Below are 15,077 nucleotides of genomic sequence, written 5' to 3'. Positions count from 1 at the left end.
TCCTCCTAAAACTTTATTTGTTTTTATTATATACCCAGTTCTCTTTATTTATTTGCCTAGCTCTTGCTATAGCTAAAGATCCCTTTGGTATTTTTTCTGTAATTGTTGACCCAGCTGCGATGTATGTATCATCTTCAACTTCAACTGGAGATACTAAATTTGTATTACATCCTATAAACACATTATTTCCTATAACAGTTTTATATTTTGACTTTCCATCATAGTTTACCACAACGGTTCCACACCCAAAATTACATTTTTCCCCTACTTGTGCATCTCCTATGTATGTTAAGTGAGATACCTTAGTACCATTCCCTATAGATGACTTCTTAATTTCAACAAAATCACCTATTCTAGCATGATCCCCAATAGTAGTTTCTGGACGAATATATGCAAATGGTCCTACAGTAGTATTATTACCAACCTTACTCTCTAACACTACAGAGTTTTCTATAGTTACATCATCACCAATAACGCTATTAGTTATTCTATTGTTCGCATATAACAAACCATTTTCTCCAATAACTGAGTTACCTTCAATAATGTTTCCTGGATATATTACAGTATCCTGGCCTATAACTACATCACACTGTATGTATGTACTCTTAGGATCCATAATTATAACGCCATTATCCATATGCTTTTTATTTATTCTAGTCCTCATTATTTCACTAGCCATAGAAAGTTCAAACTTTGAGTTAACAGCAGTTATTTCTTCAACATCAACCGCTACTGCCCCAACCTTCTTACCTTCATTTTTTAATATTTCTATTACATCAGTTAAATAATATTCACCTTGATTATTGTTATTATTAAGCTTACCTAAAGTATTCAATAAAACTTCTATATCAAAGCAATACATTCCCGAGTTAATCTCATTAACCTTTAATTCATTGTTATTACAATCTTTAAATTCTACAATTTTTTCAACTTCACCTTGAGTATTTCTTATTATTCTTCCATATTTTAAAGGATCAGCCATTACTGATGTTAAAATTGTAGCACTACAGTTTTCTTCTTCATGATACTTTGTAAGCTTTGTTACAGTATCATTTGTAATAAGCGGACCATCACCTACAAATATCGCTACAGATCCCTTTTTACCCTTTAAAAATTCCTCTGCACACATTACTGCGTGACCAGTACCTAATTGTTCCTCTTGAGTTGAATAAAATATTTTTCTGCTTTCAGTGCCTTCTCTAACTTTTTCTGCACCTTTTCCCACTACAACATCGACCTCATCTATGCCAGCTTTTCTTATGTTATCTATAACATGATTTATCATTTCTTTTCCACATACATTATGAAGAACTTTAGGAATATTAGATTTCATTCTCTTACCTTCACCGGCAGCTAAAATTATAGCACATTTATACAATATATACACCTCTTTACTTAAAATATACATAGAAAAACTCTGGCATTTAAAATGCTCAGCTTTCTTCTGAAAACACTAAAATTAACTACATTCCCAACCACTTCCAACTTGTTTGAAAACAATTTTCTTTTTAAAAATTAATAAAGTTGTCTTAATATCCATATTCTAATTCGTCTAATATAATACACCTAGGTATATTATATTGAAACTACAACTTTTTTTCAACCACAGCATTTAGTTTGAATTTTCAAACAAAATAAAAAGGAGTACTATGCTCCTTTTTAAAATTAAACTATTTCAACCTCTACTTGTTCTTCATTTTTAACCTTTTCATATTCGTCAAGTATAGATTTTTGAATTTTCTCTCTTGTTTCAGTGTTAATTGGATGAGCTATATCCTTAAATTCTCCATCTGGAGTTCTTCTACTAGGCATAGCTATAAAATTACCACTTTGTCCTTCAATTATTTTGATATCATGAACCACAAATTCATTATCTAAAGTTATAGATACAATTGCCTTCATTTTACCTTCTGTGGTAATTTTTCTAATTCTAACGTCTGTAATTATCATGAAATTCCACCTCCAAGCTGTACTTTCATGATATTATTCTACTAAAACAGTGTAATTCCTTCTAATTGTCGAAAGTTTTTTTAATTTAAACAAAATTATGTTAATTTAACTATGGATGGATTAACAATTGCAATTCCATCTTCGCCAATACCATAGAAATTCACCAAAGAAACATAATTGTTTACTAATTTATCTTTAATTTCTACATTGTCTATTAAGAATCCACTCCCTAACAACTGACTGTCAAATTCATTAAGAAGTTCTCTTATTCCTTTTGCAGTTCCTCCACCTCTCATGAAATCATCTACAAATACACACTTACTATTTCGCTTCATAGATTTTGTAGATAGCGACATAGTCTGAAGTCTATTACTAGACCCCGATGCGTAGTTTATACTAACTGTAGTTCCTTCTGTGTACTTAGTATCATGGCGAACTGTAACTAATTGAACTCCTAATTGCTTTGCAACCTCATATCCTAGTGGTATCCCCTTAGTTTCTATTGTAACTACATAGTCTACGTCCATCTCTTTAAATTCGCTAGCCAATATTATTGCTGCACTCTGAATAAGTGTTGGATTATAAGCTATATCTGTTATATATAAAAAATTGCCTGGTACAACCCTTGATTTCTGTCTTAATGCCTCACATAAGTCTTCTGCAAACTGCCTCTTATCACTCTTAGACTTTTCATTAATAAATCTAATTCCACCTGCAGCACCAGCTACCGTTTCTATTTTACCCATAGATAAAGCCTCTAGAACCTCTCTAACTATTACTATATCTTCACTAATTGTAGATTTTGCAGCATTAAATTTTTCAGTAAATAAATTTAATGTTATAACCTTATTGGGATTCTCTGTTAAAACCTTAGTGATTCCAATTACTCTTTGATTTCTATTGAATTTATTTTTAACTTTTTCCATAAAATCATGTACCTTCCCGAATTTTTTCTTTATTTTTTCCTTTAATGTTCACATTTATTTTATATGTTTTCTTGCCATATTACAATTGATTTTTATATTTTATTTGAATTATCTATTTTAAACTACTTATTTATTTAATCACTTCAAGATTAATCAAGAAAAACATGTAATATATTATCTGCATTTTCTAATTTTTTATTGGCTTTATATTATAATCAATAAAAAAACTAGCTATACATAACAGCTAGTCTTATATCTTATTAACTACATACTATAATTTTCGAAGTCAGAGGATTTCTTTTTGTAAATTCGTTAGCTTCCTCAATGTTTCTTGCTTTAAATAAAATCTTTCCGCCCTGTTTATTTAAAACTCCACCACATAGCATGTACTTACTCTCTTTAATCGTATTGTCTTCCATAAAATTTATACCTTCAAGCCCTTTTCCATCAGCCTTATACTTTAATTCTATTAATAAATCATTGCTTCTCATTTTCTTACCCCCATAGCTTATAGCTTATATTTACATAATAACGAACATATGTTCATTTGTCAATTAATATTTTTAGTCCTCTATCCTTTATATTTAGCTTGATTAACTTATTCTTTCAAATAAGCATTAGAAATAACTTTAATATAAAAGAAATTTGAGATTACCATATGATTTCTAAATTCAATTTAGCTTGTACCCTTTTTCCTTTCTATGAATTCTATGCTATTACCTATTAATATATTCCTATTTTTTCATTACTTTACTAAATCAAATTGATATAGTTTATATATTGACTTATACTTAAAACGTACATACAAGAAACTAATGAAACATTACTTATGGGGGGATTTTATGTTTACCAAAAACTATGAACCTATGAATGAAAATTTATGGCAAGGAAGAATTGATAGTTATGATAATTATGATGCGTTTAGATGGCATCAATGGGTTGAACCTCTTGATCTTAAAAGGGATGATTTAAAACCTTTAGACGGATTTGGCTTTGCATTTCTAGGTTTTTGTTGTGATGAAGGTGTAAAGAATAACAAAGGTCGTAGCGGTGCTATGAACGGTCCTATAGGTATTAGGCATGAGCTAGCTAAGATGCCCTGTACTTTTAATAAATCAGTGCAACTTTTTGATGCTGGAGATATAGTTGTAGATAACATATCTCTTGATGAAGGTCAAAATCTTCTAAGTCAAGGCATTAAGAAGCTCCTATCTTTAAACATCTTTCCAATAGTACTTGGAGGCGGCCATGAAACTGCCCTTGGAAATTATAATGGAGCACTTTCTCACTTAGAAAGTATATCTAATAAACCTAAAATAGGCATAATAAACTTCGATGCTCATTTTGATCTAAGACCATATAATAACGAAGGTAGTTCTGGAACTATGTTTAGACAGATTTCAGATATATGTGATAACAAAAATATTGACTTCTCTTACTTTTGTGTTGGCATTCAAAAACATAGTAATACCGTAGATCTTTTTAAAACTGCAGATAAACTTGGTGTAAAGTACGTTTTAGCTAAAGATATAATTAATAGTGATGGATGGCAACTGCTAAGAGAATTAAATAACTTTATGAGAGATAAAGATTATATATATGTTACTATTTGCGCCGATGTATTCTCCGCTGCTTATGCACCTGGCGTAAGTGCTACTCAAACCCTAGGTTTAAATCCTGAAATAGTTATAAACCTTTTAAAACATATATTAAAATCTAACAGAGTTGTAACCTTTGATATTTGTGAAGTTGCTCCTAGATTCGATAAAGACAATATAACCTCAAATCTAGCAGGTGTAATTATATTTTCTTTAGTAAATACTCTTTGCAAACTTCAAAATCTTCAACATACACCAAATACAGAACCTTAGAATTAAATATAATAAAAAACAAAGAACCATCAGCCTTTACACTGATGATTCTTTATTTTTTATAGACTTTAAAACATCACTATCTAAATTATTGATTAAATTGCCATATTAGGTATTCCGAGTCCATACCCATAATGTCATCTTCCTCATCGAATTTAATTATTTCTTCTTCATTATTAATATTTAATTGCCAAGTAAAATATTCTCCAAGATTCATTGTTAACATTTTAACACTCTCCTTAAGAAATTTTCCACTAAAACATTTGTTTAGTGGCTCAAATATTATTTATATTCATTTAAATGTATTATTCCCTATTATGCTTATATTAAAGCATTTTCTTCTTTAGGTGTTAACTTCAAATTTGCAAATACTAATTTCTTACTTTGTATTTATTTTAACACATACTTTCGAGAATTGAAAGTACTTTTCCAAATTTTCTGATATTATTTCAGAAATATTTTTCCCACCTAATTTAGATAAATTTATAAACTGTTTCTGAAATATGTGTGTTTTTTATATAAGTTTTTGTATATAATTTATAATAGATATTTGTTTTGTTTTATAAATATTATATGGCTTAACACTAAATATGTATAATTTAAAACTTACATATCCAAGGGATTTATTATTATTTTATATAGGGAGTTGTTATAAATGAGTTTTGATTTTTTACAAGATACAAATAAAAAAGTTCACTTTATAGGTATTGGTGGAATTAGTATGAGCGGTCTTGCTGAGATACTACTTAAAAACGGATACACTGTATCTGGTTCTGATAGACAAAATTCTAAAATGGTTGAAAAGCTTAAGACTAAGGGAGCGAATATATATATAGGTCATAATGCTGACAATATAAAAGATGTAGACTTAGTAATTTACACTGCAGCTATTAGTGAGGATAATCCTGAATTACAAAGAGCTTCTGAGCTTAAGATACCTATGATGGATAGAGCAGAATTTCTTGGCAAGATAATGCTTGGTCATAAATTTAACGTGGCTGTAGCTGGAACCCATGGTAAAACAACCACAACATCAATGCTGGCTCATATAGTTATTGAAGAGCAAGTTGACCCTACTATTTTAGTTGGCGGAGAACTAGATGTTATAAATGGTAATGTTCTTGCAGGAAATAGTGATTATTTTATTACTGAAGCCTGCGAATATAAAGCATCTTTCTTGAAATTCCATCCTTACATTGGAATAATTTTAAATATAGATGCAGATCATCTTGATTATTATAAGGATATAAATCATATAAAAGATACTTTTAGTAAATTTATAGATATTATCCCTAAGGAAGGTTTCCTAGTTTGTAATGTTGATGATAACAATGTAACTGACATATTAGCTAAACATGAATGTACTGTTATGACTTATGGTATAAAAAACGGAGAATTTACAGCACGAAATATAAGCTATAATGCCCTCGGATGTGGTTCTTATGATTTATATAAAAATGATGAAATGTTATTTTCTATAGAGCTTAGTGTACCTGGAGATCATAACATTCTTAACTCTCTATCTGCAATATGCACCGGCTTGGCTCTTAATATCTCTAAGGATTCTATAATAAAAGGATTATTCAACTTCGGAGGTACCCATAGAAGATTTGAGTTTAAAGGATGTAAAAATGGTGTTAATGTAATAGATGATTATGCTCATCATCCTACAGAGATTCTTGCTCACCTTAATGCTTGCAGAAACTATCCCCATAAAGATTTATATGTGGTATTCCAGCCTCATACTTACACTAGAACTATAACTCTATTTGAAGATTTTTCAAAAGCCTTCGATAGTGTAAATCACTTAGTTCTAGCAGATATATATGCTGCTCGTGAAAAGGATACTGGAGTAGTTAGTTCTGATAAGCTTGGCGATGCTATAAGAGCTCGTGGAGTAAATGCAGTAAATTATCATGACTTTAATTCTATTGTAGATTACTTAAAATCAAATGTTAAAGAAGGCGATCTTATACTAACTGTAGGTGCTGGAGATGTAAATATAATTGGTGAGATGTATCTAGCAGATTAATCATTTAATCTTAACTATATTAAAACTTAAAATAGCTATCTCATCCTTAGAGATGGCTATTTTGTAAATATAAAATCAAATTTTAATGAGGTGACGAAAATGAATACAAAATTCTCTAAAAAAGCTTATATCGTCAATGCCTTTACTCATAATGGTTTAGGTGGAAATAAAGCTGGTGTTGTTATTGATTGCGAAGATTTATCCTCTGAGGATATGGCTAAAATAGCTAAAGATATTAATCTTTCAGAAACTGCCTTTGTTACAAAATCTAACTGCGAGGAATATGACTATGAAGTTAAGTTCTTTACTCCATCAACAGAAGTGGATTTATGTGGACACGCTACTATAGCTACCTTTTATACCTTATGTTATCTAGGCTATATAAAACCGACTTCAAATCCAATTAAGTTGAAACAAAAAACTTTAGCTGGAATTCTAGATATAGAAATCTATTATGATGAAGATAAAGTTTCTTCCGTTCTTATGACTCAATCTGAGCCAGAGTTCTCTTCTTATATTGAAGATGTAAAACCCCTTTGTGATATTTTAGGTATCAACGAAGATGAAGTTGGCATTGAAGGATTTTCCTTAAACCCAATGATAATATCTACTGGTCTTAAAGATATAATGTTTCCTATCAAATCTTTAGATACATTAAAAAGAATTAATCCTAACTTCGAAAGTTTAAAAAAATATACGGATAATCTAAACTTAGTTGGTCTTCATGCCTTCACTCTAGAAACTGAAAATCATACAAGCTCTGTTGCTACAAGAAACTTTGGTCCAAGTGTAGGTATTGATGAGGAAAGTGCCACAGGTACATCTAATGGTGCCCTTTGTGCATACTTAATGAAACATAATGTTCTTCCCTTTGAAGATACTCTTACTATATCCTGTGAGCAAGGTTATTACATGGATAACCCTAGTAAAATCATATGCAAAGGTGAAATTAATTCAAATGATTTTATAATAAAAGTTGGTGGCGTTGGTAGTATTGAAGAAATAATAGAATTAGATTTTTAAAATATAAACTATCAAATTAGCATTTTAGATTATTGAGAATAGTATATTAACCAATGTAATATATGTATATTTCTAAGAATTTTAGATTAAATAATACATATAACAATGTTAGAGATTGAAATATTACATAAAACAAAGCCAGCAATGTCCATTTTAAAATTGCTGGCTTCTATTTTAATATAAATCACAAATCATCCATATATTTTTCATTTGTCACACAGTTTAAACATTATAGAATTAACCTAATTTCCCTTTAGAAAATATAACTAAATATATATCACCTTTAAATTATATACCTATTCTTTAAATATATCTTTTAAGTTGTTTACTTCCTCTTCTACTTGATTTTTCACCGAAGAACTTGGATTAAATAAAGAATCATATCTAAAGAAAAATACACCATCATAAGTTTTTAAATTTCTAGCAACCTCTACCTGTCTTTTTAAAATATCCTTGGTATCTTTCCACTCATCTTTTCCACTACCTGCCCATTTATCCTCATTTCCAAGCTTATAGGGAGCTAACCCTAGATACAGCTTCACACTCTGCTGTGTTATCATGTCACTAAATTCATTAATAGACTTTTCAAAATTGTTACCTTCATTTTCAAAGCCATAATAAACCTGAGGACAAATATAATCAATATACCCTGGGTTTTGAACCCACTTCTTTACATCAATAAACTGACTATCATAATTATTTTTCATAGACCCTTGCGGACTCACACCAAGTACAACATCAGAATTTATGTCTTTAATACCTTCATATACCTGCTTTACAAGAATATTAACATTTTCTCTTCTCCAACTAGCCAAATCTAATTCTCCTCCAGATGATACATAATCATCAAAAGTTTCTTTATCTATAGATTCATCAGTACTAGGATAAAAATAATCATCAAAATGTATTCCATCTACTTTATAATTCTCTACTATTTCCTTCACTCCATTTACTATAAGTTCCCTAACCTCTTGATTTCCTGGATTATAGTATATACCTCCATTAATTTTTATGATGGAGTCACTATCATTATTTATCCATGACATAGCTGGATTACTTGAAGCTATAGTACTATCCATCTTATCGCTTCTTACTCTATAGGGATTGACCCACGCCTCTAGTCTAAGTTTCCTACTATGAGCTTCATCTATCATAATATCTAGAGGGTCATAGCCTGGATCTTTCCCTTCAGTGCCAGTACAATAAGCAGACCAAGGATAATACTCTGACTTATAAATTGCATCTGAAAAAGGTCTTACTTGTACAATTACCGTATTTAATCCTAAGTCCTTTACGTTATCAAAGGCCTTTGAAACATTAGCCTTAAAGTCCTTCTCAGTCTTTGCCTTTAACATAGGTGCTAAATCTAAATATGATACCCACACTGCTCTTATCTCATCGTATACCAACACCTTCGATTCTTCCTTGGCAATTGGTTTACTTTCATCTTTCACATCATCAAAAAATATAATCCAAGCTAACCCTATGATAATTAAACCCACTATTCCTAAGGTTGCAATGTTCATCTTATTCATTAATAAGACCTCCTCACTTACAGTTACTATATAGTTATGCTTAAAATCTATTGTATAGAAGAATAATAATTCTTATCATATTGTTCTAGTTTTTTAGAGTTTACTTATTCACAAAAATCAACATATAAATTACTTTAGTTGTAAATATTGTAAGAAATTCGTAACATTTATTTTTATATTTAATGCTACCATTAAATTGTGCAAGTGAATTGTTTTAATACAATAATATGTAATAAGTATAGGTTATATAAACACTATAGTAACCCTTACCTTATAATGAATAATTAAATTAATCTATTTAAAATCTTTTTGTAAAATTATGTTAAAATACATTTTAAAGGAGGTGCTGTATTGGAATTAATTAGCTGTAAGGATATAACCAAAACATTTAAAATAGGCGACATGGAAGTACCTATCTTAAAAGGAGTAACCTTAGATATATCCGAGGGTGAATTTGTTGCAATTGTAGGTGAATCTGGTTCTGGAAAATCTACATTTTTAAATATACTTGGTGGATTAATGAGTTGTGATAAAGGAGAGATGATGATTAATAATCATCACATTGAACAAATGAGTGAAAATGGACTAGCCATATTTAGACGTGATAACATGGGCTTCATATTTCAAACCTATAACCTACTGCCACAACTTTCTGCTTTAGAAAATATTGAAATGCCTTTAATATTTTCAGGAGTTTCTAAACGAGAAAGGCGTACTAGAGCTAAAGAAATGTTAGAAAGAGTTGGGCTTGGAGACAGGATGAACCATAAACCCGCTGAGCTGTCAGGCGGCCAACAACAAAGAGTATCTATTGCCAGAGCTCTAATTAATAATCCGAAGGTAATCTTAGCTGATGAACCTACTGGAAATTTAGATAGTAAGACTACTATTGAAATATTAAATCTTCTAAAGGAATTAAATGAAACTTATAATATGACTTTTATAGTAGTAACTCACTCTCATGTAGTTTATGAATATGCCGATAGAATAATAAAAATGGAAGATGGCATATTTTGTGATTGAAATATTATTGAAATAACTATCTATAAATATATCTTTTTATAATAGAAAATACAAATTGTAATTAAGGGGGATTTAAATTTATGAAAAAGAAATTTTTAATTGGACTTATATGTGCAATGGCAATAACTTTAGGTTCTACAGGAGTATCAACCTTCGCTTCTGATGGTAGTCCAGCAACTGCTGACAAACCTGGGATTTCAAACGGTAATGGTACTGGTACTTCTAAAGAATCAGGAGAAACTGGTGATACTCCACCTATAACCGTGAATAATATTCAGCCAAAAAAGGTAATAATCTCAAGTGTACGTGCTGATAGAGATATAATAGAACCTGGAAAGCCTTTTACACTAACTTATAAAATACAAAATATAAGTGGCGGAAAAATCGATGGATTATCTCTTAAACTTGCACATGTAGAAGGTAAAAATACCTTAGATGGGTTTATGCCTGTAGGCACCACAAATGAGATTTATGTTGGCAGTATTGCATATAACGATGTAAAAGAAGTAAGCATTACCCTATGCAGTGACCCTAATGCAAAGCCTGGTACTTATAACTTTCTAAACAGTGTTATGTATAGCCAGTGGGGTGCTGCTCAGGAAGAAATAACTAAGGTTTCAGGTGTTATGCTAAAATCTATTCCTGAGCTTCAACTTGCTTCTGTAGAATCCTTAGGTTCAAACATTATGGGTACACTCGTAAATGATGGTGCTAGTAAAATAAAGAAAATAAACGTTAAAGTTAAAATTGGAACGGAAGAATATGAGCAAAATATAAGTAACGTAGATAGTGAAAGCGAAGAATACTTTGATATCCCTATCGCCCCAGTCGAAACTGAAACTAAAGCAAATATTACTGTTAACTATGAAGATATCTCTGGCGCAAAATATTCCACAGATGGAAGTTGTATGGTTTCCCCTATTGTAACAGAAGAAGAACCTCCAAAAAAATCATCAAGTATTGGATTCTTTGGATTCCTCAGAAACTTATTTAAGTTTGGTGAATAATTATGAAGTTTAAGGATCTCATCGGAATCATCTGGAATAACATGTGGAAAAGGCGTACCAGAACAATTTTTACCATGTTAGGAGTAATAATTGGATGTCTAGCAGTATTTATCATAAGTTCCATAACCAACGGATTTCACAAATACTTAACTACAGAAATGGAAGGGCTTATGGATACTTCCGTGATAACAATTTACCCTAATTGGAATATAAAAGAAGATGAATCAAAGGATAATAAAAAGGATGAACCTACATCTAAAACAGTTCTTAATGAAAAAAATATAAAAGAGCTTGAAACCTTAGAATATATAACTGAAATAAATCCTATGAGATATGCTAATGCTCCAATCACCATTGACAAAATTGAAAGCTACGGCAGATTTCTTTCTAAAAGTAACTTTGAACCTAAAGAAGGAAAATTACTATACGGTAGATATCCAAGAGCAAAAAGTCGTGAAATTCTCCTTGGCTACGAGGTATCAAAAGAACTCCTCGGCTATACTTGGGAGGATAAACTAGAAGATGATTCAATTCTTGAAGATTTAGTTGGTAAAAAAATGAAGGTTGGTGGAGAACAGCTTGGAGAAGATGAGAAAAGCAATATGATTACAACGAAAAAAATCAGTTGTAAAGTTGTTGGTATCCTATCTAAAACCTCTGGCTTTAATCAGAATGTTATAGAAGCTTCAAGTAAATTTGTAGATGATATTATAAAATCAAATCCATATAATGAGGGAGATACCTTAAATGAAATGCTTAATAACTATGAAAGTATCTTAGTTAAAGTGGATGATAAAAGTAGAATAGGTGAATATGAAGGATACTTAAAGGATCTTGGATATGAAACTAATTCATATAAAGATTTTGAGGAGCAAACTAATTCTATGTTAACAACAGTAAGCCTTGTTTTAGGATCTCTAGCAGGTATCTCATTACTAGTTGCAGCTTTAGGCATAACCAACACCATGGATATGGCTATATATGAAAGAAACAAAGAGATTGGAGTTATCAAGGTCATTGGTGGAAGCTTAACAGATGTAAGAAAAATATTTGTAGGTGAAGCCTGTGCAATCGCAGTTACCGGTGGAATCATATCAATTATTCTTGGTCTTATTATTGACGTTGTTATTAACAAATTTGCTGGATCTATTACTATGGAAATGATGGGGTCATCTGATATAAACATCGCAATACCAACCGTAACCTTAATATTAGGCATTTTAGTATTCTGTCTATGTATTGGATTTGTGTCAGGAATAATGCCAGCAAACAAAGCTGCTAAAACTGATGTCATAACTGCAATTCGATAAATATATCTCATCATAGTTGATTAATTTATAATTTAATGCAAATAAATAAGGTGCTATATTAAAGCAAAAAACTTTAATATAGCACCTTTCATTTTTTTATTTTATGAAATTTAACTATACTTAGAAAATTTCTTCCACAACTCATCTATTTCTACCTTTTCTAAAAAGCTAGATAAGATTCTATAATCTCTTTTCCCAGCATAAAACATAATTCCTTTTTTACTTAATGTTGCCTTATTTATATCATTAAAATAAAGTATCTTGGGATTTGTACTAACATTATTGTTAAGCTCAAATCTGTCTTTATATAGTTTGATATAAATTAAATCGTCAATAGTTCTAATCTTTCTAGTAACAATCACCGTTACAATTATTCCAATTATAGAAAATGCCAATAAAAATCTTCCATAAAAAATACTCTGTTTTAGAAACATGCCTATAGAAATTACTAACAAAAGACTAGTTAACAGTATGCTATTTGCTAACTGTTTTCTCATATACTTCTTTGAAGCTTCACTAAACTTATATTCCTTCATTTTTGTACTCCTCCTATGTTTATTTACAGTCTTACCCTTTAGGTATAAAATCTATGCTGTAAGTCTGTATTTATCTTATGTTAATTTACATTGTATATTATAACAACTGAACTTAAGAATTACTATTTTAAAATTTTCTTTATGAATCCTAAATCCGACTTGTAAGGTGCATACCTTACTGGAACATCTATAGAAAATCCTTTTCTTACTATAGATTTTTCGTGTGTAAAGGTATCAAAACTAGATCTACCATGATATTTTCCCATACCACTTTCTCCTACACCCCCAAAAGATAAATAACTAGAAGCTACATGCATTATTGTATCATTAATGCAAAGTCCGCCTGAGGATGTATTTGAAATTACCTTATTAATATTTTCTTTATTATTTGAGAAATAATACAATGCTAAAGGCTTTGGTCTATCATTTATAATTTTTATAGTTTCATCCAGATTCTTATAAGTTATCATTGGCAGTATAGGTCCAAATATTTCATCCTGCATAACCCTATGAGAAAAATCAATATTATCCATTATTGTTGGAGAAATATATCTATCTTCTCTACTATGTTCACCACCAACAACTAAACGCTCTTCATCAATATAACTAACAAGTCTATCAAAAGCATCTTCATCTATTATCCTTCCATAATAACTACAGCTTTTAATATTCTCACCATAAAACTGCTTAATATACTTTTTAAAACCTTCTATTACCTTATCCTTTACATCCTCATGAACTAGAACATAATCTGGACAGACACATGTTTGACCAACATTTAAAAACTTACCCCAAATAACTCGTTTACAAGTAATATCTATATTTGTGTCTTTATCTATTATACAAGGACTCTTTCCGCCTAATTCCAATGTAACCTCTGTAAGATTCTTTGATGCCGTTTCCATAACTATCTTTCCAACTTGAACACTTCCAGTGAAAAATATATAATCATATTTTTCTTTTAAAATCTCTCTATTTCCGTATTGATCTCCGTTAACGACCCTTATCAATTTTTCATCAAAATTATTTTCTATCAATTCAGCAATAACCTTTGATGTATTCGCACTCTTCCTTGAAGGTTTAATTACCGCTGTATTTCCACCTGCAATAGCTCCGATAAGTGGTGCTATGGTAAGCTGGAATGGATAGTTCCAAGGACTAATTATTAAAGTAACTCCATAGGGTTCTCTATATAAATAATTTTTCGATGGTATATTTCCTATTGAAGTTCTAACCTTCTTTGGCTTACTCCATCTTCTTAGACGTTTAACTATATGTCCAATCTCCTCCAAGACTATCCCTACCTCTGTTAAATAGCCTTCAAAGTTACTCTTCCCTAAATCCTTGTTAAGAGCATCTAGTATCATATCTTCATTATCTTGAATTACCCTTTTAAGTTTTATTAAATTCTCTATTCTAGTATCAACTGAAAGTGTGTGCCCTTCATGAAAGTATTCTCTTTGGCCTTTAATTATATCTTTTATATTCTCCATAACTTCACCTAACCCCCTACAAAACCTTATATGGTAATGTATATTATTTATATAATTTCACATATTAATCTAAATCAATTATATCAGTATTTTTCATATTTTCATTATTTAGTTTATAAAATTTACAATTTTTACATTAATATTATTAACCCTTCAATACATATTTATTATTAGCTACAAGCAGTTATATATCTAGCATTTATGGGGATTTAAATATTAATAAAATTTATTGCAAAACTTTTTGCATAAAAATGTTGACAACCCTCTTATAATATCATATAATAAATCTTGTCAGCGGGGTGTAGCGCAGATGGGAGCGCGCGTGGTTTGGGACCATGAGGTCGCAGGTTCAATCCCTGTCACCCCGACCA

14 protein-coding genes and 1 tRNA gene are annotated in these 15,077 nt (G+C 30.4%); 7 read left to right on the top strand and 8 right to left on the bottom strand.

Going from position 1 to position 15,077, the window contains the following annotated elements; translation table 11 throughout:
- Positions 1–13 precede the first annotated feature (13 nt).
- From glmU to RSD37_RS14060, 4 genes are all read right to left on the bottom strand, one after another.
- Positions 14–1,378, bottom strand: coding sequence for a bifunctional UDP-N-acetylglucosamine diphosphorylase/glucosamine-1-phosphate N-acetyltransferase GlmU (gene glmU, locus RSD37_RS14075; protein WP_346947380.1), 1,365 nt, complete (start codon positions 1,376–1,378; stop codon positions 14–16).
- Positions 1,379–1,665: 287 nt separating this feature from the next.
- Positions 1,666–1,950 (bottom strand): septation regulator SpoVG, encoded by a 285-nt coding sequence (gene spoVG / locus RSD37_RS14070; RefSeq protein ID WP_346947379.1) that lies wholly within the window; start codon positions 1,948–1,950, stop codon positions 1,666–1,668.
- Between the two features lie 95 nt (positions 1,951–2,045).
- Positions 2,046–2,876 (bottom strand): pur operon repressor, encoded by an 831-nt coding sequence (purR, locus tag RSD37_RS14065; protein ID WP_346947378.1) that lies wholly within the window; start codon positions 2,874–2,876, stop codon positions 2,046–2,048.
- A gap of 260 nt (positions 2,877–3,136) precedes the next feature.
- A complete protein-coding gene (locus tag RSD37_RS14060; protein ID WP_346947377.1) occupies positions 3,137–3,367 on the bottom strand; it encodes a hypothetical protein in 231 nt (76 codons plus the stop codon).
- Positions 3,368–3,718: 351 nt separating this feature from the next.
- Between RSD37_RS14060 and hutG the strand changes: the two genes are divergently transcribed.
- Entirely contained in the window at positions 3,719–4,747 is a 1,029-nt protein-coding gene (gene hutG, locus RSD37_RS14055) for a formimidoylglutamase (RefSeq protein ID WP_346947376.1), read from the top strand.
- Positions 4,748–4,835: 88 nt separating this feature from the next.
- On the opposite strand, the gene RSD37_RS14050 is transcribed toward hutG, so the two are convergent.
- Entirely contained in the window at positions 4,836–4,973 is a 138-nt protein-coding gene (locus RSD37_RS14050) for a hypothetical protein (protein WP_346947375.1), read from the bottom strand.
- Between the two features lie 429 nt (positions 4,974–5,402).
- Here RSD37_RS14050 and murC point away from each other — a divergent pair, with 429 nt between their 5' ends.
- Positions 5,403–6,779, top strand: a complete 1,377-nt coding sequence (gene murC / locus RSD37_RS14045) for a UDP-N-acetylmuramate--L-alanine ligase (protein ID WP_346947374.1) — start codon at positions 5,403–5,405, stop codon at positions 6,777–6,779.
- Between the two features lie 99 nt (positions 6,780–6,878).
- Positions 6,879–7,802, top strand: a complete 924-nt coding sequence (locus RSD37_RS14040; protein ID WP_346947373.1) for a PhzF family phenazine biosynthesis protein — start codon at positions 6,879–6,881, stop codon at positions 7,800–7,802.
- A 296-nt stretch (positions 7,803–8,098) separates the two neighbouring features.
- Here RSD37_RS14040 and RSD37_RS14035 read toward each other — a convergent pair whose 3' ends face one another.
- Positions 8,099–9,337 (bottom strand): family 10 glycosylhydrolase, encoded by a 1,239-nt coding sequence (locus RSD37_RS14035; RefSeq protein ID WP_346947372.1) that lies wholly within the window; start codon positions 9,335–9,337, stop codon positions 8,099–8,101.
- A gap of 402 nt (positions 9,338–9,739) precedes the next feature.
- Between RSD37_RS14035 and RSD37_RS14030 the strand changes: the two genes are divergently transcribed.
- The 3 genes from RSD37_RS14030 (at position 9,740) to RSD37_RS14020 (ending at position 12,677) form a co-directional block, all read left to right on the top strand.
- Positions 9,740–10,360 carry an ABC transporter ATP-binding protein gene (locus RSD37_RS14030; RefSeq protein ID WP_346947395.1) on the top strand — a complete coding sequence of 207 codons (621 nt, stop codon included), beginning with the start codon at positions 9,740–9,742 and terminating at the stop codon, positions 10,358–10,360.
- Between the two features lie 80 nt (positions 10,361–10,440).
- Positions 10,441–11,367 (top strand): hypothetical protein, encoded by a 927-nt coding sequence (locus tag RSD37_RS14025; RefSeq protein ID WP_346947371.1) that lies wholly within the window; start codon positions 10,441–10,443, stop codon positions 11,365–11,367.
- A gap of 2 nt (positions 11,368–11,369) precedes the next feature.
- Entirely contained in the window at positions 11,370–12,677 is a 1,308-nt protein-coding gene (locus RSD37_RS14020; protein WP_346947370.1) for an FtsX-like permease family protein, read from the top strand.
- A 110-nt stretch (positions 12,678–12,787) separates the two neighbouring features.
- Here RSD37_RS14020 and RSD37_RS14015 read toward each other — a convergent pair whose 3' ends face one another.
- Both RSD37_RS14015 and RSD37_RS14010 read right to left on the bottom strand, forming a co-directional pair.
- Positions 12,788–13,213, bottom strand: a complete 426-nt coding sequence (locus RSD37_RS14015) for a hypothetical protein (RefSeq protein ID WP_346947369.1) — start codon at positions 13,211–13,213, stop codon at positions 12,788–12,790.
- Positions 13,214–13,335: 122 nt separating this feature from the next.
- Positions 13,336–14,706 carry an aldehyde dehydrogenase gene (locus RSD37_RS14010; protein ID WP_346947368.1) on the bottom strand — a complete coding sequence of 457 codons (1,371 nt, stop codon included), beginning with the start codon at positions 14,704–14,706 and terminating at the stop codon, positions 13,336–13,338.
- Between the two features lie 295 nt (positions 14,707–15,001).
- Between RSD37_RS14010 and RSD37_RS14005 the strand changes: the two genes are divergently transcribed.
- Positions 15,002–15,077, top strand: a tRNA-Pro gene (locus RSD37_RS14005).

It is taken from the genome of Clostridium sp. (assembly GCF_036646415.1).
In the GTDB taxonomy this organism is placed as follows: domain Bacteria; phylum Bacillota; class Clostridia; order Clostridiales; family Clostridiaceae; genus Clostridium_J.
The sequence above is the reverse complement of the archived record's forward strand: the minus strand, read 5'-3'. Positions and strand labels throughout refer to the sequence as shown.

What these genes read in the sequence shown, in the direction of transcription:
- spoVG (WP_346947379.1), bottom strand. Translation starts at nt 1,950, where the DNA reads ATGATAATTACAGACGTTAGAATTAGAAAAATTACCACAGAAGGTAAA.
- purR (WP_346947378.1), bottom strand. Translation starts at nt 2,876, where the DNA reads ATGGAAAAAGTTAAAAATAAATTCAATAGAAATCAAAGAGTAATTGGA.
- RSD37_RS14060 (WP_346947377.1), bottom strand. Translation starts at nt 3,367, where the DNA reads ATGAGAAGCAATGATTTATTAATAGAATTAAAGTATAAGGCTGATGGA.
- hutG (WP_346947376.1), top strand. Translation starts at nt 3,719, where the DNA reads ATGTTTACCAAAAACTATGAACCTATGAATGAAAATTTATGGCAAGGA.
- RSD37_RS14050 (WP_346947375.1), bottom strand. Translation starts at nt 4,973, where the DNA reads ATGTTAACAATGAATCTTGGAGAATATTTTACTTGGCAATTAAATATT.
- murC (WP_346947374.1), top strand. Translation starts at nt 5,403, where the DNA reads ATGAGTTTTGATTTTTTACAAGATACAAATAAAAAAGTTCACTTTATA.
- RSD37_RS14040 (WP_346947373.1), top strand. Translation starts at nt 6,879, where the DNA reads ATGAATACAAAATTCTCTAAAAAAGCTTATATCGTCAATGCCTTTACT.
- RSD37_RS14035 (WP_346947372.1), bottom strand. Translation starts at nt 9,337, where the DNA reads ATGAATAAGATGAACATTGCAACCTTAGGAATAGTGGGTTTAATTATC.
- RSD37_RS14030 (WP_346947395.1), top strand. Translation starts at nt 9,740, where the DNA reads ATGGAAGTACCTATCTTAAAAGGAGTAACCTTAGATATATCCGAGGGT.
- RSD37_RS14025 (WP_346947371.1), top strand. Translation starts at nt 10,441, where the DNA reads ATGAAAAAGAAATTTTTAATTGGACTTATATGTGCAATGGCAATAACT.
- RSD37_RS14020 (WP_346947370.1), top strand. Translation starts at nt 11,370, where the DNA reads ATGAAGTTTAAGGATCTCATCGGAATCATCTGGAATAACATGTGGAAA.
- RSD37_RS14015 (WP_346947369.1), bottom strand. Translation starts at nt 13,213, where the DNA reads ATGAAGGAATATAAGTTTAGTGAAGCTTCAAAGAAGTATATGAGAAAA.
- RSD37_RS14010 (WP_346947368.1), bottom strand. Translation starts at nt 14,706, where the DNA reads ATGGAGAATATAAAAGATATAATTAAAGGCCAAAGAGAATACTTTCAT.